Genomic DNA, 21225 nt, shown 5'->3' on the forward strand with positions numbered 1-21225 from the left:
GGTCCCTGGACGGTGCGCAGGGGGGAGCGAGCCGACGGAGACGGCGTCGACGCCGGACGACTTCGCTCCTCAGTCTCCGGTGCGACGCGACCGGCCCCGGCCCGGCACGCCGGGTGGGGCGGTGATCGGATGGGTCTCGGGTGCGGGGCGGCGGGCGAGGGCGAGGGCGGCCAGCGCCGTGACCGCCATCGCGGCCACGCCGAGGAGTGCCGCGGTCGTGTAGGCGTCGTCGTTCGGGAAGAGGCGGCCCGTGGGGGTGCCGGCGGCCAGAGCCAGACCGCCGAGGGCGCTGCCCAGGGAGTACCCGACGCTGCGGACCACGTAGTTGAAGCTCATAGCGCTCGATGTCTCGCTCTGGGGGGTGACGGCCAGGATGACGCCGGGCATGGCAGCCGAGAAGCTGCCGACGCCGAAGCCCAGCACGCCCATGGCCGTGAGGAGTTCGGCCACGGTGGACCGGGCGGTGGCGAACAGGACGAACCCGCCACCGACGATGACCGCGCTGCCGGCCAGGAGCAGGGGACCGTCGATCCGCGTCCGGAACCGCGGCGTGAGCTTGCCGGCGACGAACCCCAGCACGGAGAACGGGATGAGGACCAGCCCCGCCCCGAAGGTGGTCAGTCCGAAGCCGTAGCCGGCGCTGTGCGGCGTCTGCGCGTAGCGGGTGAGGAGCGTGAGCAGGAGGTACATGCCGCTCCCGCCGACGAACATGGCCAGGTTCGCCCCGGCGACCGCCGGGTGCCGTACGGCCCGGACGTCGACCAGGGGCGTCGAGGTGCGCAGTTCGCACACGACCCAGACACAGAGCAGGAGGACGGCGGCGACGGCAAGGGCCACCGCCCCGGCAAGGTGTCGGCTCCACAGGCTCCTGTCGCCCGCCAGGAACAGGACGAGGAGCAGTCCACCCGCCAGGAGGAGCGCACCGGTCACGTTCACAGGAGCGGAGCGGCCTGCGGGAGCTGCGGGCAGGGAGCGCCACGCGGCCAGGAGGGCGAGAGCGGTGACGAGCAGGCCGAGGCCGTAGGCGGCCCGCAGGCCCCCGAACTCGGCGAGGAGCGCGGCCAGCGGGTAGCCGACGCCGGCGCCGATGATGGAGACCACGGAGATCAGAGCGATCGTGGCCGCGCTGCGCTCCTCGGGGAGATGGTCACGGGCCACGCCCATCATCAGCGCCGTGAGACCGAGGCCGACGCCTTGGGCTGCTCGGCCCACCAGCAGCCATGCGAACGGCAGGGGCAGCACGGTGAGCGTGCTGCCGGCGACGACGATGGCCAGCGTGGTGAGGATCGTGGCCCGCCGGTGCGGGCCGGCGCCGAGCCGGCCGAGGACGGGTGTGGCGACGGCGCCGCTGAGCAGGGCGATGGTCAGTGTCCACTGCGCGCTGTCGAGGGAGACATGGAACGTGGTCGCCACGCTGGTGATGAGGGGTGTCCCGAGGCTGGCGACTGCCGCCACGACCAGGGCGATGAACAGCAGCGCAGGGACCAGCCGATGGGCCTCGGAACGTATCGGGGCAGTGCCCGTGGGCCGGCCTTGAGCCGGGGCCGCGGTCACCGGTCCGACTCCGCACGGGCGTGGCGTTCGAGCTCCGCCAGGTGCAGCAGCGCCGGCAGGGCTGCTGCCAGGGCGTCGATCTCGGCACCGGTGAGTTCGTCGATCAACCGTGCGTACGCGTCGACGCCCGCCTGGCGTCGCGCCCGGACGTACGATGCGCCGGCCTCGGTCAGGCACACCAGCGTGACCCGCTTGTCGGACGGATCGCCCTGCCGCTCGACCAGCCCGGATTCCTCCATCACCCGGACCAGGACGGTCATCGCGGGCTGGGTGACGCCCTCGGCCACGGCCAGATCGGTGATCCGTCGCGGGCCGGTCTTGTCCAAAGTGGCCAAGGTGGCGGCGGACGTCAGGCTCATGTCGCGGGGGAGGCGTCTGACGGCTCTGGTGGCCAGGCCGTAGAGGGCTGACCCGATGGCTTCGGATGCGTCGTGCGCGGCGTCTCGGCGACTCATGCCTGAAGCATAGCAAGTTTATATGAATACTTTATGTATTCCCCGATCGGCGTTCGGCGCGCGGTTCTGAGCGCCCTGTTGACCCCTGTGGAGGCGGCGTGGTGATGCCGGTCGTGAGCGCGGCGAGGGACTTTGGCCACCATGTGCTGACGTGCGGCAGCGCGTCGCGCACCACCGCGGTGGCATCGGCGGTGGCGCCTCGATGGGCGTCACTGCTCCGGCGCTGCGCGTCGACGCACCGTCATCGGGAGTTGGTCCAGGTCGGACCGGTTCGCCGTCCACCCACGGGCAGGTCCCCCGGACGATTGCGTACCCAGCGGCGCGGCCGCCCGGGGTCCACATCGGCATGTCGTCGGCGCCGACGGCGTCGCCACTCGAAGATTCACGGGGCGTCGCGGGCGTTGTGCACCCGTCGAGCCCCTGCCGGCGCGCCGTGCCCGCCAGGCACGGTGACGCGCGCGCGTCCTCTATGCCCCGTCCTGGTTGTCGCGCAGCGAGTGAATCATGCTCCGTAGGATGTGGAGCGCGGCGGACTGCTCGGGTGCGGTCAGGCCGGCCAGCATTCTGACCTCGACGGAGCGGACCGCTACGGTCGCCTGCTCCAGGCTTTTCCGGCCGCGGGCTGTGAGCTGGGTGGGGAGAACCTTCCCGACCGGTGCCTGGGCGGGTCTGGTCACGTAGCCGTCCCGCTCCAGGGACTGCAGCAAGGTGTTCATCGACTGCCGGGTCACGAACGCGCCTCGTGCGAGGTCGGAGTTCGACAGGCCCGGGCGCTGGGCCAGCAGTTCGAGGCACGAGTAGTGCGTCACGCTCATCCCGAGCGGCCGCAGCACGGCCTCCATGGCGGCGCGCAGGGCGCTCGATGCCTCTTTCAGCAGGTAGCCCAGTGATGTGTCCAGGTCGATGCCGGCACCGTCTTGCCTCATGTCAGTATTCTGACATAGATTCGGCGTGTCAGAAAACTGACATGAATGAAGGAGTTTCGTCATGCCCGTCACCGGACCCGACTTTCTCTCGCTGCAGGCGCGTGACCTCGACGCTTCGCGGGCGTTCTACGAGCAGTACCTCGGCCTCGTCCGCTCGCCGGCCGGACCTCCGCACGCCGTCGTCTTCGAGACGAAGCCGATCGCGTTCGCCTTGCGCGATGTCGTCCCCGGCACCGATCTCGCATCGGTGGTCCGGCCCGGCATCGGTGCCGCGATCTGGCTCCACGCCACTGACGTCCAGGCCATCCACGATGCGCTCGTCGCCGACGGTCACGCCATCGTCTCCGCACCGATCGACGGTCCCTTCGGCCGGACCTTCACCTTCGCCGACCCCGACGGCTACCACGTCACCCTCCACGACCGCGCTTGAGGTCTCATGCGCCACCGACGATCACCCGGCCCCGAAGACCGCGATGACGCCCCAGGCTCGAGGTTGAGGTCGTGCAAGGAGGCAGGCTCTGCACCACTCCTCTCGACGGCCCTGACCCCACGGCCCTGACCCCGTGGACCTGGCCCCATGGCCCGGACCCCACGGTCATTCCCGCGGTCGAGTCCCGGGAGCGGGCATCCCTTCCCTGCCGCGTCGCCTCCCGCAGGGGGTGCGGGTCCGCGCAGCGGCTGTCGGAGTGTCGGCCTGCGGCTGACATGCGCCACGGCGATCACGGAGTCGCGACGCGCCGTGGGCGCTGGAGGCTCTGGCGCCCGCAGCGCCATCATGACGGGCTGAACCACTTTGGGATCCTGGAGGGCCGCCGCCCGACGCCGTCACCGTGCGCCTGGACACCGGCGAACGCGGCCTGCGCGAACGCATCGTGCACCAGGGGAGAAGGCACTCATCCGAGCCCGTCGGCGTGGGCACGGCGAACGCGCTCATGCGTGGGAGAACGCCGTTCATCGCCTCGCCCAGTACGACGAGCGTCGCGTCACGGTGATGGATGCCGTGCTCGACTTCGCCGACCCAGTCATCACCGTGCGCAGGCTGATCCGGCGGTCCTGGACAACTCACCGCTGAAACGAACGCTCCCATGGCCGGCGGTGATCCTTCGGCCCCGCTCCGGTCACGTCGGCAGATCGGCGGCGAGGAAGGGGGTGAGGAGCGCGAGCAAGGCGTCGGGGCGGTCGAGGGGGATGATGTGGCCGCAGTTCGGGACCTGGTGCCCGACCAGATCATCGGTGAAGGGACGGAGTTGGCGTGCGAGGCCCGTGCCGACGGGATGCGAGCCGATCGCCAGAGTGGGCATGGTCAGCCGGCCCGTCACGACCGCATCCTGCAGCTGCTGCGCGCTGGTGGGCAGGGCCCGGTAGTAGGCGAACGCGCAGCGCAAGGCCTCGCTCCCGGTGTACGCGTGGACGAAGGCCGCACGGATGGCGTCGGGTACTCCGCGCCCGCGCGTCCCCGCGTCGAGGAAGAAGTCGATGTACGGGGCCTCGTTGCCGGCCAGGACGGTCTCGGCGAGACCGGGGACGGCGTGGAAGCCGAACCACCACGGGGGGCCGCCCGCGACGACGTGCTCTGCTCCGGGCAGACGGCCGAGCAGCGCTTCCATCACGACCAGGCGCCGGACGAGGTCGGGCCGGCGCAGCGCGAGCAGGGCGGCGGGGGCGGCGCCCGCGTCGATGGCGACCACCGCTGCCGAGGGTTCGCCGAGGGCGTCGAGCAGCCCCGCGGCGTCGGCGGCGAGGGTGCCGGCGTCGTAGCCGTCGACGGCACGTTCACTGGCGCCGAAGCCGCGCAGGTCCGGGGCGATGACCCGGTACCGACGGGCCAGTCGGCCCAAGATGCCGCTCCAGAGTTGCCAGGTGTGCGGGAAGCCGTGCAGCAGGAGAACGGCAGGTCCGTCCCCCGCGATGGCGACGTTCAGTTCGACGCCGTTCGTCGCGACGCGGCGCAGATGGGGTGCGGCGGTCACCGGCACGATGACTCCTCCCGATGGTTACCATTGGTTACTACGAAACGATAAGTAACTATCCGGCCGCTTCCAAGGCGGCACTTTCAGGGAAGGTGGTGAGCCGCAGGTGACCACCCAAGGAGCGTCGGACGCCGGTCGCGGGATGCGCGGTGATCTGTTCGATCCCCACTGCCCGACGCGGCAGTTGCTGGACCGCATCGGGACGAAGTGGACGTCCATGGCGGTGAAGACGCTCGCCGATGCCGCGCCGGACGAGGTGCGCTTCGCGGAGTTGAAGCGCCGGATGCCCGGCGTCTCGCAGAAGATGCTGTCGGTGACGCTGCGAAGCCTGACCAGCGACGGGCTGGTCTCGCGCCGCGTCGAACCGAGCGTGCCCCCGCGGGTCTTCTACCGGCTCACCGGCCTGGGGCTGTCCCTGGAAGCCGCGCTGGCGGGGCTGCGGACCTGGGCGGAGGAGCACATGGCCGAGATCGGCCGTGCCAACGCAGCCGACGCCCAGGAGGCCGGCGAGGGATAGGCCGGCGGATTCCCCGCTCAGTACGGAGGCCTCGGGTCCTCGCTGTGGACTACTCCGCAGGGGTGGCGACGGCCGGCAGGGCCTGTTGATAGAGCGCGACCAGCACGCCGTGCACGGGCTGGTCCGCTGCGTCCTCCTCCGCCTCGTCGACCAGGCCGGCGAGAATCCTCCCGAGTTCTCCGGCCTTCGCGGGGCTCAGCCGCAGGTGGCGCAGGGTCAGGTGGGTCTCGCCCGGTGCGAGGTCCAGTTCCTGGGCGACCGCGGCCAGCATCGCGGCGGTGCCGGCCGCTTGTGGTTCGGCAACCAGCATGCGCCGGGCCGTGCGCTGGAAGTACTGCTCCGTGCCGCCGCGGACCTGGCGGCTCTCGGCGACGTGGACGATCCCGGCTTCGCGGAGCACTTTGACGTGATGGGCCACGGTGCCCTTCTTCGCGTCGAGTTGCGCCGCCAGCTGGCTGAGGGTGGCCGGCCGCTGGCCCAGGGCGAAGAGCAGCCGCTGGCGCAAGGGGTGAGCCAGCGCCGCGAACTGCTCGGGCGCACGGATCTCCAGGACGTCCTCAGGAGGGGGCTGATGGGAGGGTTGGTTGCTCATACCGAAAGTGTCCAATTAGCTTGACGCTTTCGCAAGGGTGATGCTCTACTCCCGGTCATGACGACGCCTACGAAACTTCAGCCAGCCCCGGTCATCGACGAGACCGCCCAACTCCTGACCGAGCACTACGTGTTCCCCGAGATAGCTGAGCAACTCGCCGCCTTGCTGCGGCGGCGCCTGCACGAGGGCGCCTATGACGTCGACGCCGCCGAGGACCTCGCCCCGCTGGTCACCGCGGATCTGCAGTCCGTCAACGGCGACCGGCACCTGAGCTTGAAGTACCACGCCGAACCGGTCCCCCCGGAGCAGGGGGAAGCCACCTTGCAGGCCATCCGCCGGGACTTCGACACCTCGCTGGGCGGTGCACCCCGCACGGAACTGCTGGATGGCCGCGTCGCGCTGCTGGAGCTGGCACCGATGCTGTTTCCGCTGGGATGGGCCGCCGAACCGCTGAGTGCCGCCCTGACGCTGGTCTCCCGCGCCCAGGCGCTTATCGTGGACCTGCGCGCCAACCGGGGCGGCGACCCGGACACCGTCGCCTTCGTCTGCAGCTACCTCCTGGACCAGCGCACCCACCTCAACACCATGTACTGGCGCGACGGCGAGCGCAGCGAACAGTCCTGGAGTCAGCCGCACGTTCCCGGAGCGAGCTTCGGAGGCAGCAAACCGCTGTACGTCCTGTCCAGCGGCACCACCTTCTCCGCCGCCGAGGAGCTGGCCTACGACCTGCAACAGCTCGGCCGCGCCGTCGTCGTCGGCGAGCGCACCCGCGGGGGAGCGCACCCGCGCAACGGCTGGACCGTCCACCCCCACCTGGAAGCCGCCATCCCGGTCGGCCGCGCCATCAACCCCGTCTCCGGCACGAACTGGGAGGGCACCGGCGTCCAGCCGGACGTCCCCTGCGCCGCCGCTGACGCCCTTGACCGCGCTCACACGCTGGCCCTCGCCCGGCTGGACGGCTGATCGGAAACCGTGGTCGCGGGCGCGTGAGGGCAGACAACGCGCCCCGGCAGACGGCCTGCTCGATGCCCCGGAACACCCGCAGGACGGCGGGCCCGTGCGCCCTCACATCCGGGATCGCAGCACGTCGACCTCACAGCCCGGCGCGAACGGGTCGAAGCCGTGCTCGACCAGCCAGCGAACCACCAGCAGACTGCGGACCGACCACCACGCGCGGATCACGTCGAGGTCGATGGCGGTGCCGTAGCCGGCGACGACGTCACCGAGGTGCTCCTCGTGTCCGAGCGTCAACGTCGCGAGGTCGTACAGGGCATCACCCGGGCCCGCCTCGGACCAGTCGATGATGCCCGTGATCTTGTCGCCGTCGGCGAACACATGAGTGAGCTGCAGGTCGCCGTGTGTGAACGACGGTGTCCACGGCCGGAGCGCGGCCTCGGCAACCCGGCGGTTGCGGGTGACCAGATCGGCGGCCAGGACGCCGTCCCCCACGAGCCGCTCGCACTCGGCGTCGAGATCCGCCACCAGCGCGTCGAGGCCCCGGCCCCGGGCGGGCCAGGGCGGCAACGGCGCGTCGTGCAGCGTCCGGAGGGCGGCACCGGCCGCGGCCCACGCGGCCGGGGACGCGGTCGACGGCTCGCCGAGGCGGCCGAGTGCCGTCCCCGACAGGGCCGCGATCGCGAGCACGGGCGGCTTGCGCCACAGCACCCGCGGGGTCGGAACCGGTGCCAGGGCCATCGCCGCGACCTCGACGTCCAGGCGCGTCTGATCGGCGTCGACCTTCAGGAACACCTCGCCGACCCGCAGGGTCGCGCGCTCGGCATGGGCGACGACCACGTGGACTTCCTCCATGGGCGCCCAGTATCCCGGGAGCTGCCGTCCGCGTCGCCGGGTTTGCCGCGGGCGACGACGCGGCTGACCGCGACCCGTTCCCTGGCGGGTCGGGCACGGCACCGCCCGCTGACCAGATGAAGCCCCTGCCCGGCAGGCCGGTCCGCGCGCCGATGGTCCCCGGACCGGACCCAGACCGCCGACGGGCGCCTGAGCCGCGTCATACGCCACACGGTCCGCACCAGGCCACGTTCGCCGTGTCGACGACGGTGCCGCGCCCACGGCTCCATGGCGGTCAAGCCCCTGCGCCAGAGGGCGTGAGGATTCCGTGCGGCGAAGGCGGTGGTCCTGCGGACCCCGGCGTCAACGGAAGCCGGCGGTCGCACCTGCCGCGGTGCCTCGGTCCGGACACACGCGCGGCGCCCTCTCGTGCGCGTTGCGGCGTGCTGCCCGCCGCCGTGCCGTGGGTGTGGGGGCCTCGGGCCCCGCACCCGAACGCGGCCTCCGATCACCCTCTAGGGGGAGAAGGTGACGTTGTCCCGGGGCCTCGGCCGCGGCTTCCCGTCGATGCCGGTGTGGCGCCCGGAGTAGCGGACCTCGGCGGTGTTGCGCCGGCCGGGGGTGGGCCGCACGGCGATGGCCAGCTTCTTCAGGTGGGCGAGCTGCTCCTCCTCGGTCAGGAGGCCGGCCGGTTCCGCGGTGGAGCCGTCCCAGTAGGCGTGCGGCGCCCATTCGCCGCGCTCGTCCTGGACCTGCTCCACGGAGCCGTTCAGGCCCTGCCGGGTGATCGCGCCGCGGTGGGGCTCGGCCGCGGGGCGCGCGTGGTCGCTCAGGGGCGGTGCGGTGGCCATCGTGGCCGCCACCAGGGCCTGGGCGGCGTGCCGCCAGGAGTAGCCCTTGAGCAGCTCGTACAGTTTGTCGGCCTGGTTGCGGGCACCCGGCAGGTTCTTGCGCAGGCTCTCCAGGGCGTCGGCCCACGCCAGCGCCCGCGCGTCGGCGCCGCCGTCGACCTCCGTGTTCTTGGCGGAATCCATGTGGACGGGCGCGTCGACCACGCCCATGAAGGAACCGCTGGTCACCTGGGACAGGAACTGAGCTGCACCGCTCTCGCCGTTGACCAGCACGGGCAGGCTGCGTCCCCCGCCTTCGGTGGCGACCAGGCCGAAGCCTTCGTGCAGCGACGGCATGATCACCGCGTGGGTGGCCTCCCGGTCGTCGTCCAGGTCCTTCGGGTTCTTGGTGAAGGGGAGCATGGTGACCCCGCCGGCGCCATGGGTGTCGACGATGTTCTGCCACCGGGCGAGGGCGGGGTCGTCCTGGCCCGGGGTGCCGCGGATCGTCATCCGGACATCGAGTCCGCGACCGCCCTCCTCCTTGGGACGGCGCAGGATGCCGATCGCGCGGACCGCCGCCTCGACGCCCTTGATCTCGTCCGTGGCCCGTCCAGGGAGCAGCACCTTGAGCTTGCGCGGCAGATGCAGCAGGTATTTGGCCTGGTTGGTCGCGGAGGGCTGGACCGGTGTGCCGATCTCGGTGCCCGGGATGAATTCGTGCAGTGCCGGGACGCGCAGCACGCCGTCCGAGAGCCGTTCGGCCTCCTTGGTGAGCAGCGATCCCACGCCGGCCACCAGGTCGGGCCTGCGCATGGCCTGACGTTCCTGGATGGCCTTGCCGGCGCCGTTCTTCGGCTTTCCCTTGATCTTGTCCAGCCGTACGGGACTGGTGTGCAAGAAGTGCACCACGCGTGCGCTGGGGTACCAGTTGTCGCGGATCATCTGCGCGGCCGGCCCGGAGAAGCGGGAGTGCCCGATGACGATGTCGAAGGAGTCCGCTGCGCCCGGCAACCGGTAGTCGCGCGGCGCGCCCTGGGCGACCACCTTGAGGCGGTCCCGTCCCTCCTCCACGTCGGGCACCTGCGCGTTGATGATGTGGGCGCCGCCGTGGGACTCGACCGTGCCCTTGTGGTCGTAGTCCGCCTCGGCGTTGACGGTGAGCACGGTGACGTCGTGGTCCTCCTTGAGCCCCTTGACCAGCTCCATGTTGAAGACCGGGACGCCGCCCCCGCCGTGCCCACTGCGGTCGCAGACCACCAGCACCCGGCGGCGCGGCTGCTCCGTTCCCGCGCCCTGCTCGCCGGGGTGCGCCCTCGTCCGCTGCACGGTGCCCGGCTGGGCGAGGCTGCGTTGCACCGGCGCGCCGTGCGCGTGGTCGTGCCCGTCCCCGGCGTGGTGCGGTGCGGGCGCCGGGGCATCGGCGAGCCGCTCGTTGGCGCTCGCCGCGCGCTCGAAGGGGTCACCGGGATCCGACACCCGCACCCCGTCCCCGCGGTCGGCTCCGGCGACCGCGCCCTTGCGCTGCTGGGAGACGTGAGTCAGCTCGTGGAACAAGGTCCGGTCATCGATGCTGCCGGACCCGGAGACGATGTTGTCGCCCACGGTGTAGGCGTGCGCGTCCACACTCGCCGCGGACCGCTGGGCGACGAGGTCCGTGTGCAGCCGGACGCGGGAGAAGTCCTCCCCGAAGGCGGACTCGGCCCTCGCGCGCTGCACCGGGTTCAGCGGCGCACCGCTCCGGGACGTCACCGCCTTGATCTCCGCGCCGGCGTCCAGCTGCGGCGTTTCCTCCAGGCTCTGGCTGCCGGGAAGATCTCCCGCGAGGCGCAGGGACTGCACCACCGCGGCGTTGCCCACGCTGCGCTGCAGCGCGAGCAGCCGCTGCTGCGGCGCGGGCGCCGAGTGCCGCGACACCGGGGTGGACTGCGCCGACTGCTGCGTGTCCCGGATCTTGCGCATGCTCATCGCGGTCCTCGGTGTCGGTGATCCTTCGCGCCCCAGGATAGGTTCCCTCCCTGCCCGATTACAGGGGCAACAAGGGCACTGGTGAGGGCAGTTGAGGGCACGCAGGGATCCCGCCGCGGCCCGGCGGGGCAACGCCCGGTGCGGCGCCGGACCCATCGTGCCGGGCCGTATCCCCCGGGACCGGACCCGGCGCCCTGACCGGACACACCGCCCGACGGCCGCACCCCGCCGCAGTAAATCGCTCGAGACGCGACCACCCGCCTTGTACCGTGGCGGGATGCGTTCCTACGACTTCCTCTGAGTCCGGGCACGGCCGTAGCCGCCGTTTCTGCCGCCCGTAGACCCGTCGCCTTCTCAGGGAAATGTCATGCGCGAACGCGCCCCTCTCGTCCTGCCCGCTGCCGTGGCGCAGCTGTCCGTCAAGAACGTCACCAAGTCCTATGGCACCCGGACCCTCCTCGATCAGGTCTCCTTCACCCTCCGACCGGGGGAGCGGGTCGCGGTCATCGGGGAGAACGGCTCCGGCAAGTCCACCCTCCTGCGGTTGCTCGCCGCAGCCGAACCCCCGGACACCGGGGAGATCACGGTCAGCTTCCCCGGCGGTACGGGGTACCTGGCGCAGACCCTCGATCTCACGCCCGACGGCACCGTGCAGGACGCCGTCGACCAGGCGCTGGCCGACCTGCGCGACCTGGAGCGCCGCCTGCGCGCGGCGGAGACGCGGCTGGGCGAGGCATCGCCGGAGGAACTCGACTCGTACGGCGCCTTGCTGATCGCCTTTGAGGACCGCGGCGGCTACACGGCCGACGCCCGCGTGGAGGCCGCCTTGCACGGGCTCGGGCTCGGCGCGCTCACCCGCGACCGCCCGCTCGGCACGCTGTCCGGCGGAGAACAAGCGCGCCTCGCCCTCGCCTGCGTGCTGGCCGCCGCCCCGGAACTGCTCTTGCTGGACGAGCCGACCAACCACCTCGACGCGACCGCGGTGCGGTGGCTGGAGGGACATCTGGGCGCGCACCGGGGCACCATCGTCGCGGTCACCCACGACCGCGGCTTTCTGGAGCGCCTCGCCACCACCCTCCTCGAGGTCGACCGGGACGCACGCACGGTCACCCGCTACGGCGACGGATGGAGCGGCTACCGCACCGCGAAGGCCGCCGCCCGGCGCCGCGCACAGCAGCAGTACACGGAGTGGCGTGCGGACCTGACGCGGGCCGAGGAACTGCTCGAGGCCGCCGGCAGGCGCTTGGCCACGACCGGCAAGGACCCGCAGCAGGGCTTCGGCAAGCACCGCCGCTCGCACGAGGCCAAGCTCGGCGGCCAGGTGCGGGCGGTCCGCGAGCGGCTGGCCCATCTGCGACGCCACCCCGTGGCGTCGCCGCCGGAGCCCTTGCGGTTCACGGCCGTGCCCGCGGCGGCCGGCGACGGGCCCCTGACCGGCGGCCCGCTCGCCGTCTGCGACGGGGTGACGGTCGGCGACCGGCTCCACCTGGAGGGCCTGTTGATGATCGCCCCTGGGCAGCGGCTGCTGGTCACCGGCGAGAACGGCGCCGGCAAGACGACCTTGCTGCGCGTCCTGGCGGGCGACCTTGCCCCGGACCGCGGCACAGTGTGCCGCCCGGCGCGGATCGGGTACCTGGCGCAGGAGCTCCCGGCCCGCTCCCCGCGGCTGCCGCTGCTCGCCGCGTTCGCGGCCGGGCGCCCCGGGGCGCCGGAGGAGTACGCCGAGGTGCTGCTGGCCCTGGGCCTGTTCCGTGCGGAGGACCTGCCCGTGCCGGTGATGGCGCTGTCGGTGGGGCAGCGGCGGCGGCTGCAGATCGCGCGCCTGCTGACCCGGCCCGCGGACCTGCTCGTTCTTGACGAACCCACGAATCACCTGGCGCTCGACCTTGTCGAGGACCTGGAGGCCGCGCTCGCGGCGTATCCGGGCGCGGTGGTCGCTGTCTCGCACGACCGGGGCTTTCGCGAGCGGTTTGCCGGCGAGCGATTGGAGCTGGAGCGCGGTCGCCGTCGGGGACCGGACTGAGCGGCGGCGCGCCGGCCCGACGACCGCTGCCCGGGAAGCCGCGCAATTCCGGGAGCGCGAGGGCCGCTGGCGGTCGCGTTGCTGCTGCAGCCGGGTGGGGCGTAGAGCGCGCTGGTGGCGATCGTCGCCGGCGCGAGGCCGGGCGCCGCGTGCGGTCCGCCCGTCGGATCGGCGGGCCCGTGGGACCGCGCCGATCCGACGGGCGGGGGAGTGTATCGGCGCTCAGGTCACGGCGCCTGCGCTGGTCGGGGAAGAAATCCCCGCCGTGGGCCGGGTGGTGCGGGCTGGTGATGAGGTCGGTCGTCTGGTGCCGGGAGCGGGCGTGGAGGTGGTGCGGGCCTGCGTGACGGCGTCGTAGAGGGAGGTCGGGTCGTCCGCGTGCAGCCTGATCACCTGTATGGGGCGGGGGGAGCCGAGGCACGTCGGCACGGTGACCGGTTCGGTCAGGTTGAGGGTGAGGGAGGTCGGCGAGCCGATCGGCAGGTTCAGTTCGTTGTCCTTCTTCCCGTGCGTGAACCGCGTCTCGCGTCGGAGAGTGGCGATCTGGCCGAGCGGCACGAAGCGCCGGCCTGGCGATCGCCCAGGCCGGCGGGCGGGCGGGGCGAGGTCACGCAGGGGCGCCGAGCGGCGGGTGGTCGAGCACGCGGGGCTGGTACTCGACCAGCTGGATGCGGCCGTCGAAGGTGCGGTGCTCGGTCATCTCGAGGGCGACGTCCGGATAGCCGTCGTAGATGCGTTCCTGGCCCGTGGCCCCGGTGATCACCGGGAACATCACGACCCGGAAGCGGTCGACGAGTCCGGCGCGTAGCAGGGAGCGGCACAGGCTGAGGCTGCCGATTGTGCTGAGGAGCCCCGAGCCGCTGGACTTCATGGTGCGGACCGTCTCGACGGCGTCGTCGCGGATGAGTGTGGAGTTGGCCCACGTCAGTGGCTCCTTGAGCGAGGAGGAGAACACCACCTTGGCCGCTTGCGTGAGCTCGTCGACGGATGCCTCTTCTTCGGGCCGGAACTCGTCTTGGCCATCGGGGACCGTGCCGGCGGCGAAGCCCGACATCAGGCGGTAGGTGTTCGCTCCCATCAGATACGTGACCTCGGGCTGCTCGCCGAGCCAGGCGAGGTACTCCGGGCCCTCGAGGCCCCAGAATCCGGGCCATCCCTCTCCTGACGCATAGCCGTCGAGGGACGTGATGAAGTCGACGAGAAGCTCCGACATAGCGGTGTCCTACCTTTCTAGGTGTGGGTCGGCTCCGGTCATTCGTAAGATCGGAGGGCCCGGGGGTTCTGGGTATGGCTGATGCGCGGGCCGCCGTCGGATGGCTCAAAGGACTTGGCCGCCCGGAGTCCTGCGACGGCTCGACCGCCAATTGGGATACGCGACTTGATCGCTTCTGTAGGACAACGTCGGCGAGGTCGTCTGCGGGTGTGATGTGACACTGCGAGCTGGCGGAGGGGAACGTGCCCGAGATCTGGGCCGGAGTGGACATCGGCAAGGAACACCACCACTGCGTGGTGATCGACGCGGACGGCAAACGGCTGTTGTCCCGCCGGGTCCTGAACGACGAGACCGAGCTGCTCCAGCTCATCGGTGACGTCCTGGCGATATCCACCGACGTGCTGTGGGCGGTCGATCTCAACCACGGTGGCGCCGCCCTGCTGATCGGCCTGCTGCTCGGCCACGACCAGCCCGTGGCCTATCTGACCGGTCTGGCGGTCCACCGGGCTTCGGCCACCTATCGCGGCGAGGGCAAGACCGACGCGCACGACGCCTTCGTCATCGCCGACCAGGCGCGCATGCGCAAGGACCTCGGTCTGCTGCGGCCCGGCGACGAGATCGCCGTCGACCTGCGCACGCTGACCACCCGGCGCCTGGACGTCGTCTTCGACCGCACCCGGCAGAGCAACCGCCTCCGGGCCCAGCTGCTGGAGATCTCTCCCGCGTTGGAGCGGTCGCTGGAGCTGGTCAACAAGGGGCCGGTGATGCTGCTGACCGGTTACCCGACCCCGACCGCGATCCGCCGGGCCGGTGCCAAGCGGATCGAGACCTGGCTGAGGAACCGCAAGGTCCGCGGCGCCGCCGCGCTCGCGAAGACAGCCGTGGAGGCCGCCCAGGCCCAGCAGACCGCGCTGCCCGGCGAGAAGTTGGCTGCCGCCATGGTGGCCCGCCTCGCGAAGGGGGTGATGGCCCTCGATGAGGAGATCGCCGAGCTCGACGCCCTGATCGAGGCCACGTTTCGCGAGCATCCGCACGCCGCGGTGATCCGCAGCCTGCCCGGTATGGGCCCGAGGCTCGGTGCCGAGTTCATCGCCGCGACCGGCGGAGACATGGACGCCTTCGGCAGCGCTGACCGCCTGGCTGGCTTCGCCGGCCTGGCACCCAGACCTCGTGACTCCGGCCGCACCAGCGGCAACCTGCACAGGCCCAAGCGCTACCACCGCGGCCTGCTGCGGTCGATGTACCTGTCCGCGATGGTCAGCATCACGACCTGCCCCGCGTCCAAGGCGTATTACCAGCGCAAGCGAAGCGAGGGAAAGGGTCACAAGCAGGCCCTGCTCGCTCTCGCCCGCCGCAGGATCAACGTGCTGTGGGCGATGATCCGTGACGGACAGTGCTACCAAGGTTCACCTCCCATCACGGGAGCGGCTTGACATCACGATTGGGAAGTCCTTTCCTGGGGTGTCACGAGCTTGGACCGGCTGGGAGCCACAAACTCATCGGCCGCGCTGCGGTGTATCGAGAAAGCCCGGGCCGTTGCAACCGAACAGCTCGACGTCCGCCTCGCGGACGGCCCGTACGGCCCCGTACAGCTCGGGCCCGAGCGCCTGGCCGCAGCTCCGCCGACTCAGCCAGGAAAGGGAGGCGAGGACCAGCAGGCTGGGTAACCTGCGACCACCGCCGGCCGGCGGTGATTGCAGGTGGGAAGGGAAGGGACCCGCTGGCGTCTCGCAGGCCGCGCCTGCGCGCGCCGGCGGCAGCCGTGGGCGAGGGATGTCGCGGCCCGGGCGCTGGGTTCCGTGAGCGGTGCAGTGCGGCGGGCCGAGGATGACGCCGCCGTGGCGTGCGGATGCCACTGCCATCAGGGGCTTGGCGGACTCGCAGCCGTCGGGGTGCGGGGTGTGAGGTCGCGTCCGGCGTGGCGGAACATGCCCTCGATGCCGCCGGGCGTGGCGACCGTCGGCGGCCTGGAAAATCGGTTCTGGACGGGTGCCTCCGTCGCTAGAGTGCGGCCGTGGAGATCACCTACCAACGCTTCCAGTCCAGCGACGCAGAGGAGCTGGTCGGTTTCCTCTCGGGCTGCGTCTGGCCGTTTCACGGCTCGCAGGTTGTTGACCAGGCCGAAGCCCGGCAGTGGATTGCAGAGGGCCGCTATGACGGCCAGGACACCCGGACGTTCTGGATCGTGGTTGACGGTGAGCGAACCGGCCTGGTCCGTCTGATGGACCTGTGCGACGACACGCCGCTGTTCGATCTGCGGATCCGCTCCGAGCACCGAGGGCAGGGCCTCGGAGGACAGGCTTTGACCTGGCTCACCAGGTACGTGTTCACCGAGTTCCCCCAGGTCCAGCGAATCGAGAGCACCACGCGGCAGGACAACCTAGCGATGCGCCGCGCTTTTCGAAGGTGTGGTTTCGTGAAGGAAGCGCACTACCGCGACGCGTGGCCGGCCTCCGACGGGAAGGTCCGTGACGCCGTCGGGTATGCGATTCTGCGACGTGACTGGCTCTCTGGCAGCACAACGGTTCCTGACTGGAACGACGAGCACCTCCTTGGATCGGAGGGCGCTTGATCCGGCTGCCGCGGTCTCTTCGCGCTCGACCAGGACGTCGTTGGCGCACCCGGAGCGGACCAGGGCAACCAGATGAGCTCCGGTGGTCGCACGCCAGCGGTCGGCCCTGCGGTGCCCCTGCTCCGCAGCTTGACCGACCTGCTGGGCCAGCGCCCGACCCCTCGGTCGGCCCGGCGAAATGCCGTTGCCGCCCGGCTCGCGCACTGCTCCCAGCAGCCGCGCACCCTGCGCCACCCGCGGCTCCGTGAACGTCTCCGCCCACACCCGCTCAGCGCTCGTGGCCGGCGCACTGGCAGGTGTCGCCCTCCCTGCCCCAGGGCAGCGGGTCGCTCGCGCGGAGGACCGTAAAGGGCGCGCCCGCCGGGGCCGAACCGCCCGATCTCGCTGACCAGCGCGGCCGTGTCCAGCCGTTGCCGGGCCATCCCTCCGGCGAGGTCGAGGAGCGGGGCGACGGTGCGGCTCAGCCGGTTGTCCCTCGTGTCGCGGATGGGCGCCGGCCGTGGCCGCGCTATCGCGCGCTGGGCGGCGACAGCCGCTGGGTGATCCGGTCGAACAGCTCCGTCAGCGGCTCGCCGACGTCCCGGCCGAACTCGCTCAGCCCGTAGGTGACCTGGGGCGGCGTCGTCGGCTCGACCTCCCGCCAGACCAGGCCGTCCTCTACCAGCGCACGCAGGGTCTGGGCGAGCATCTTCTCGCTGATGCCCTGGATGCTCTCGCGCAACTCGTAGAACCGCAGGTCGTTGCTCCGCAACGCAATCAGCACCCAGACGCCCCACCGGCTGGTCACATGGTCGACCACGTTCCGTGCGAGACAGTCGGTGTGAAACACGTCATACCGCGGACCTGCCTCGGCCACTGTGGGCTGCACGCTTCCCGTCATCTCATGAGCTTACCTCGAGGTATGTCCTTACCAAAAGTAAGTCGCTGCTCCTAGCGTGACGATCACACGGATCAACCAGCAAGGAGCACAACATGATCGTAGTAACCGGGGCGACCGGGAACATCGGCCGGCCGTTGACGCAGGCACTGGCTGAGGCGGGCCAGCAAGTGACGGCCGTGTCACGCCACCCGGCGGTGGTGCCGCACGGCGTCCGCCACGTGGTGGCCGACCTGGCCCAGCCGGCCGGCCTGCAGCCCGCGCTGGACGGGGCGAAGGCGCTGTTCCTGCTGCTCTCCGGCGACCTGCACGCCATCGGAGCCAACCCCGCCGACCTCATCAGCGCAGCGCAGGCCAGCGGGGTCCGCCGGGTCGTGCTGCTCTCCACGCTGGGGGTGGTGACCCGGCCCTCCGGCCAGACGCGGATCGCGATGCGCGCACTGGAGGACACGCTGCGGGAGTCGGGCCTGGAGTGGACCATCCTGCGGCCGGGCGGCTTCGCCTCCAACGCCCTGTGGTGGGCCGAGTCCGTCCGCACGCGTCAGGTAGTCGCCGCGCCCTTCGGCGACATCGGGGTGCCGATCGTCGACCCGGCGGACATCGCCGCGGTCGCGGCAGCCAGCCTGCTGGAGGATCGGCACGCCGGCGGTATCTACGAGCTGACCGGCCCGGCAGTGATCACTCCGCGCCAGCAGGCGGAGGCCATCGCCGCCGCACTGGGCTCGCCCGTGAACTTCCACGAGCTCACCCGCGACGAGGCCAAGACCGCCATGACCCAGAGCATGCCGGCGGAGCTGGCCAACGACACGCTGGACATCCTCAGCTCCCCGACCCCGGCCGAATTGCGCGTCAGCCCGGACGTCGAGCAGGTCCTCGGCCGCCCCCCGCGCCCCTTCGCCGACTGGGCCGCCCGCCATGTCGCCGCGTTCCGCTGAGGCAAGTCAGCACCGCGGGACCTGCGGCCGGGCTTGGCGATCGACGGCCGCCAGGCGACGAACCTGGCCCGACGGTGACGCCGACCTGGCCCCCAGGCCGTGGGGAGCGGGGCGTGCGGCACGCGCCCTGGCCACCCCCCAGGGATCTGGGGAGGGAGGAGTCGACCCGACAGCCCGCCGGGCGCTACCTCCCACCCCAGAGCTGGGTCACGCGGACTCAGCCGCCCTGTGCGAGGACGTCGTTCAGGTACTGCAGGGCGAGCTTCTCGGCGTGGTGGCGCCGTTCCACGCCCGCTCCCTCGGGATCGGCATCGGACCAGCAGCGGTAGAGATCGACGCTGGCGAGGAGCGCCCGTCCGGCGTCGTCGCGGTCGTAGCCGCACAGAGTGCTCTGGAGGGAACGCGCCGCGTCGGGCGCGATGGTCTCCAGGCGGCGTACGCCGTGGGGGAGCGCGCCCACCCGGCGGGCTGCCAGAGGCCCGAGCACGGTCTCGCGCAGGTAGGTGAGGAAGCTGATGGTCTCGAACAGCTCCCCGCGGCCGAGCTTCGCCGCACCGTAGTGCACCCAGATCCAGAACCGGTCCTCGATCCACTGGAGGTCGAGCGGCGGGGGGATCGGCGGTTGCTGGCCGAGGGCGTCGGCGAGGAGTCCGTCCCGGTCCCACAGGATCTGCGGGTCGCCGGTCCGCTCGGCGAAGTAGGAGGCGCGGACGAACGTGAAGTCGACGTGCAGGAGAGGCGGCCCGACGAGCGTGATGATCAGGCGCGGCTCGCCGACATGCTCGCCGGTGAATCCGGCTACCAGGGACGTCCAGGAGCCGATCAGCGCCAGCCGCTCCCGCATGACCGCGTCGTACGCAGCGTCCTCGATGACCAGGATCAGGTCCACGTCCGAGTAGGCGTCGGGGCGCCCTCCCGCGAGGGACCCGGTGAGCGCCACACCGGCCACGCGCGCGTCCTGCCGGATCCGAGGCAGCGCGTCGCGAAGGAACTGGCTGTGCAAGAAGGGGATGTCCATCTGCTTTCCTTCCCATCGGAGCAAAGCAGAGCAACGTAACACTCGAGCCGGCGGGGACCGCAACTTGAATTCCTCCGCACCGATCCTCTGCGGAGCACGATCGACGATCGGCCGGTGAACCCCCTTGGCCCCGCGACCAGGTCGCAGAACCTGCTCGTACTCAAAAAGCGGAACGGGCCCTCCTCCGAGACCGGCAGGGTGCGCCCGTCTGCGCCCCTGGCGGATTGTCAGTTCCTGTGGTGCACGTGCGGACGGACCGGACGAGGTGATGTCCGGCCCGCCTGCTCGTCGCTACAGGTCGAGCTGGTACTGGCGTGTCGTGTGCGTTGGCATGTAGCCGAGGCTGTCGCTGATGTGTCGCATGTGCGTATTGCTGTCGGCGGTGTCGGTCAGGAGGCCGCCGAGGTCGGGATAGCGCTCGTGGGCTTGTCGTATCGACTCGGCCTTCATCCAGCGGCCCAAGCCGTGCCCGCGGTGCTCGGGCAGCACGCCGGTGCCGTAGTGCTGGCCATCACCCGTGCCCTGGCCCGGGACGACGAGTTCGGTGAATCCGGCGATCGAGTCATCGCGGGTGTCGATGGCGACGACGGTGTGCAAGTCGTCGCCGCGCTCCGCGACGGCCTTCGCCGCAGCCCGGACCCGGTCCACGTCCCAGGCCGCAGTGCCGTAGTCGGCATCGTCCATCGGCATGTCGTCCATGGCGCGACGTGAGGCGGCAAATGTCTGGGCGAGGGTGTCGGGGACGGTTCCGTGCCAGGACGCCAGTCGGTAGTCGGAATGCGGTTTCTCGATGATCTTGGTGAGAGCGGTGGTATCCACGTCGGCCAGTGGCAAGCGGGCGAACCTCATGGTGAGGACCTTGCGGAAGCCGCGGGCCGGCAGGAAGTTGTCGCCGGGCGACTCGGCCGGGGCCTGCGCCATGACGCAGCGTCGGGCGTTGTCCCGGGCGGCGGCCACGGCGGCGTCGAGGAGCCGTGAGCCGACGCCCTTGCGGCGCTCCACGGGATGGACGTGGAGGGTCAGTTCGGCCAGGTGGTCTTGTCCGCCGTCGAACAGGCGCAGAAAGGCCGTCCCGACGGGGTTGGAATCGGCGTCGGATGCCAACCAGGCGAGGCGGCGGCTGTGCGCCCCGTCGACAGGGTCGGTCAGTGGGGTGATGCGGAGCGACAAGGTGTCTCCGTCGTGAGGAGGGGGCAAAGGTCAGTACGCGGGCTCAACTGCTCGGCAATCCTGCGCATGTGCTCCACACCTCCTCGTCGACAGCGCCGGTCCTGATCACCCTGGACGGCTGGGAGAACGTACCCGGTCCAGCGCAGGCGCGGCAACGGATTAACGGACAGCTGGTCCGGCCACGGGGTTGCAGTCCTGGTGATGGCCGCGATCCGCACGGGTGCTGCGTCACGGACGGCGGGTCGGTCCCCTCGCGCGGGTATGCCGGTCGCGGTAGTCGGCACGCCGTCGATTGCGACCGGCCCCACCGCTCCGGCCGCCGGCACCATGAAGCCGACCATGGCGCGCACGGCGCCCGCGAAGCCCACGGCGATGCTCATGCCCACGGGCGGGCCGGCGGACGGGCCGAGCCGGTTCTCGGACAAGCCCGGCTATCAAGGGAGGTCGTCACGGTCCTGACCGGGCTGCGAACGGCACCGCCGCACCGTGACCAGCTTCAGTGACACCGTTGCATTCCAGTGTGCAGAAGTGAGTCTTGGACCCCTGTTGTGTACTGGGCGCATCCCGAACGGTTTTGGATGCACTTGGTCCCCGCGTTCTCTTCCTGCTCGGCTCCACGCCTCCAGGGGCGTGGTTCGTTGCGGGTGGGCGGTTTCCGTCACGCCTTCGGATACCTGGCCCGGCCTGGACGGTCCGATGCCCCGCACGATCTCTCTGGTCGTGTGGGGGTGGCGTCGTCCGTCGCCGGATCGGGTGTCCGAGGGCGCGTCGTCCGATCGCGATACCGGCGGCATTGTGACGGGACAGCATCGGGATC

Annotated in this window: 19 protein-coding genes and 2 pseudogenes; 8 read left to right on the plus strand and 13 right to left on the minus strand. The window is 71.2% G+C overall.

The window, feature by feature from the left end:
* Positions 1–69: 69 nt before the first annotated feature.
* The 3 genes from ABZ721_RS14875 to ABZ721_RS14885 form a co-directional block, all read right to left on the minus strand.
* A complete protein-coding gene (locus ABZ721_RS14875) occupies positions 70–1554 on the minus strand; it encodes an MFS transporter (RefSeq protein WP_358789012.1) in 1485 nt (494 codons plus the stop codon).
* Positions 1551–2009 (minus strand): MarR family transcriptional regulator, encoded by a 459-nt coding sequence (locus ABZ721_RS14880; RefSeq protein ID WP_358789013.1) that lies wholly within the window; start codon positions 2007–2009, stop codon positions 1551–1553. Before ABZ721_RS14880 ends, ABZ721_RS14875 begins: the two co-directional genes overlap by 4 nt.
* 467 nt (positions 2010–2476) lie before the next feature.
* Positions 2477–2935: a MarR family transcriptional regulator gene (locus ABZ721_RS14885; protein ID WP_358789014.1), complete on the minus strand. Its 459-nt coding sequence runs from the start codon at positions 2933–2935 to the stop codon at positions 2477–2479.
* 61 nt (positions 2936–2996) lie between these two features.
* Between ABZ721_RS14885 and ABZ721_RS14890 the strand changes: the two genes are divergently transcribed.
* Together ABZ721_RS14890 and ABZ721_RS14895 are read left to right on the plus strand one after the other, a co-directional pair.
* Complete coding sequence (locus ABZ721_RS14890; RefSeq protein WP_358789015.1) at positions 2997–3365, plus strand: VOC family protein; 369 nt, start codon at positions 2997–2999, stop codon at positions 3363–3365.
* Between the two features lie 376 nt (positions 3366–3741).
* Positions 3742–4007 (plus strand): annotated as a pseudogene (locus ABZ721_RS14895) (IS5/IS1182 family transposase); the annotation flags it as partial.
* Between the two features lie 46 nt (positions 4008–4053).
* Here the strand turns inward: ABZ721_RS14895 and ABZ721_RS14900 are convergent.
* A complete protein-coding gene (locus tag ABZ721_RS14900; protein WP_358789016.1) occupies positions 4054–4911 on the minus strand; it encodes an alpha/beta hydrolase in 858 nt (285 codons plus the stop codon).
* 136 nt (positions 4912–5047) lie between these two features.
* Between ABZ721_RS14900 and ABZ721_RS14905 the strand changes: the two genes are divergently transcribed.
* Complete coding sequence (locus ABZ721_RS14905; RefSeq protein ID WP_358789086.1) at positions 5048–5422, plus strand: helix-turn-helix domain-containing protein; 375 nt, start codon at positions 5048–5050, stop codon at positions 5420–5422.
* A 49-nt stretch (positions 5423–5471) separates the two neighbouring features.
* Here ABZ721_RS14905 and ABZ721_RS14910 read toward each other — a convergent pair whose 3' ends face one another.
* The gene (locus tag ABZ721_RS14910; protein WP_358789017.1) at positions 5472–6014 is read right to left on the minus strand and encodes a winged helix-turn-helix domain-containing protein; all 543 of its coding nucleotides are present in this window, start codon (positions 6012–6014) and stop codon (positions 5472–5474) included.
* A gap of 57 nt (positions 6015–6071) precedes the next feature.
* Between ABZ721_RS14910 and ABZ721_RS14915 the strand changes: the two genes are divergently transcribed.
* On the plus strand, positions 6072–6977 hold the full coding sequence (locus ABZ721_RS14915) for a S41 family peptidase (protein ID WP_358789018.1): 906 nt from the start codon (positions 6072–6074) through the stop codon (positions 6975–6977).
* A gap of 102 nt (positions 6978–7079) precedes the next feature.
* On the opposite strand, the gene ABZ721_RS14920 is transcribed toward ABZ721_RS14915, so the two are convergent.
* Positions 7080–7823 carry a phosphotransferase gene (locus ABZ721_RS14920; RefSeq protein WP_358789019.1) on the minus strand — a complete coding sequence of 248 codons (744 nt, stop codon included), beginning with the start codon at positions 7821–7823 and terminating at the stop codon, positions 7080–7082.
* 494 nt (positions 7824–8317) lie between these two features.
* Positions 8318–10594, minus strand: coding sequence for a DUF4157 domain-containing protein (locus ABZ721_RS14925; protein ID WP_358789020.1), 2277 nt, complete (start codon positions 10592–10594; stop codon positions 8318–8320).
* A gap of 373 nt (positions 10595–10967) precedes the next feature.
* Between ABZ721_RS14925 and abc-f the strand changes: the two genes are divergently transcribed.
* Entirely contained in the window at positions 10968–12623 is a 1656-nt protein-coding gene (gene abc-f / locus ABZ721_RS14930; RefSeq protein ID WP_358789021.1) for a ribosomal protection-like ABC-F family protein, read from the plus strand.
* 222 nt (positions 12624–12845) lie between these two features.
* Here abc-f and ABZ721_RS14935 read toward each other — a convergent pair whose 3' ends face one another.
* Entirely contained in the window at positions 12846–13181 is a 336-nt protein-coding gene (locus tag ABZ721_RS14935) for a hypothetical protein (RefSeq protein WP_358789022.1), read from the minus strand.
* Between the two features lie 49 nt (positions 13182–13230).
* Positions 13231–13836, minus strand: coding sequence for a dihydrofolate reductase family protein (locus ABZ721_RS14940; protein WP_358789023.1), 606 nt, complete (start codon positions 13834–13836; stop codon positions 13231–13233).
* A 242-nt stretch (positions 13837–14078) separates the two neighbouring features.
* Here ABZ721_RS14940 and ABZ721_RS14945 point away from each other — a divergent pair, with 242 nt between their 5' ends.
* Both ABZ721_RS14945 and ABZ721_RS14950 read left to right on the plus strand, forming a co-directional pair.
* Positions 14079–15269, plus strand: a complete 1191-nt coding sequence (locus ABZ721_RS14945; protein WP_358789024.1) for an IS110 family transposase — start codon at positions 14079–14081, stop codon at positions 15267–15269.
* A 581-nt stretch (positions 15270–15850) separates the two neighbouring features.
* Positions 15851–16408 carry a GNAT family protein gene (locus tag ABZ721_RS14950; protein ID WP_358789025.1) on the plus strand — a complete coding sequence of 186 codons (558 nt, stop codon included), beginning with the start codon at positions 15851–15853 and terminating at the stop codon, positions 16406–16408.
* 508 nt (positions 16409–16916) lie between these two features.
* On the opposite strand, the gene ABZ721_RS14955 is transcribed toward ABZ721_RS14950, so the two are convergent.
* Positions 16917–17288, minus strand: a complete 372-nt coding sequence (locus ABZ721_RS14955) for a helix-turn-helix domain-containing protein (RefSeq protein ID WP_358789026.1) — start codon at positions 17286–17288, stop codon at positions 16917–16919.
* Positions 17289–17380: 92 nt separating this feature from the next.
* On the opposite strand from ABZ721_RS14955, the gene ABZ721_RS14960 reads away from it, so the two are divergent.
* Complete coding sequence (locus ABZ721_RS14960) at positions 17381–18220, plus strand: NAD(P)H-binding protein (RefSeq protein ID WP_358789027.1); 840 nt, start codon at positions 17381–17383, stop codon at positions 18218–18220.
* 217 nt (positions 18221–18437) lie between these two features.
* Here ABZ721_RS14960 and ABZ721_RS14965 read toward each other — a convergent pair whose 3' ends face one another.
* The 3 genes and pseudogenes from ABZ721_RS14965 to ABZ721_RS14975 form a co-directional block, all read right to left on the minus strand.
* A complete protein-coding gene (locus ABZ721_RS14965; protein WP_358789028.1) occupies positions 18438–19238 on the minus strand; it encodes a nucleotidyltransferase domain-containing protein in 801 nt (266 codons plus the stop codon).
* 291 nt (positions 19239–19529) lie between these two features.
* Complete coding sequence (locus tag ABZ721_RS14970) at positions 19530–20408, minus strand: GNAT family N-acetyltransferase (protein WP_358789029.1); 879 nt, start codon at positions 20406–20408, stop codon at positions 19530–19532.
* 447 nt (positions 20409–20855) lie between these two features.
* Positions 20856–21212, minus strand: a pseudogene (locus tag ABZ721_RS14975) (hypothetical protein); the annotation flags it as partial.
* Positions 21213–21225: the final 13 nt, after the last annotated feature.

Origin of the sequence: Streptomyces sp. NPDC006733 (assembly GCF_040636125.1) — a bacterium.
Taxonomy (GTDB): Bacteria; Actinomycetota; Actinomycetes; order Streptomycetales; family Streptomycetaceae; genus Actinacidiphila.

Coding starts and splice junctions, on each gene's coding strand:
- ABZ721_RS14880 (WP_358789013.1), bottom strand. CDS start 2,009: ATGAGTCGCCGAGACGCCGCGCACGACGCATCCGAAGCCATCGGGTCA.
- ABZ721_RS14885 (WP_358789014.1), bottom strand. CDS start 2,935: ATGAGGCAAGACGGTGCCGGCATCGACCTGGACACATCACTGGGCTAC.
- ABZ721_RS14890 (WP_358789015.1), top strand. CDS start 2,997: ATGCCCGTCACCGGACCCGACTTTCTCTCGCTGCAGGCGCGTGACCTC.
- ABZ721_RS14905 (WP_358789086.1), top strand. CDS start 5,048: ATGCGCGGTGATCTGTTCGATCCCCACTGCCCGACGCGGCAGTTGCTG.
- ABZ721_RS14910 (WP_358789017.1), bottom strand. CDS start 6,014: ATGAGCAACCAACCCTCCCATCAGCCCCCTCCTGAGGACGTCCTGGAG.
- ABZ721_RS14915 (WP_358789018.1), top strand. CDS start 6,072: ATGACGACGCCTACGAAACTTCAGCCAGCCCCGGTCATCGACGAGACC.
- ABZ721_RS14920 (WP_358789019.1), bottom strand. CDS start 7,823: ATGGAGGAAGTCCACGTGGTCGTCGCCCATGCCGAGCGCGCGACCCTG.
- ABZ721_RS14925 (WP_358789020.1), bottom strand. CDS start 10,594: ATGCGCAAGATCCGGGACACGCAGCAGTCGGCGCAGTCCACCCCGGTG.
- abc-f (WP_358789021.1), top strand. CDS start 10,968: ATGCGCGAACGCGCCCCTCTCGTCCTGCCCGCTGCCGTGGCGCAGCTG.
- ABZ721_RS14940 (WP_358789023.1), bottom strand. CDS start 13,836: ATGTCGGAGCTTCTCGTCGACTTCATCACGTCCCTCGACGGCTATGCG.
- ABZ721_RS14955 (WP_358789026.1), bottom strand. CDS start 17,288: ATGACGGGAAGCGTGCAGCCCACAGTGGCCGAGGCAGGTCCGCGGTAT.
- ABZ721_RS14960 (WP_358789027.1), top strand. CDS start 17,381: ATGATCGTAGTAACCGGGGCGACCGGGAACATCGGCCGGCCGTTGACG.
- ABZ721_RS14965 (WP_358789028.1), bottom strand. CDS start 19,238: ATGGACATCCCCTTCTTGCACAGCCAGTTCCTTCGCGACGCGCTGCCT.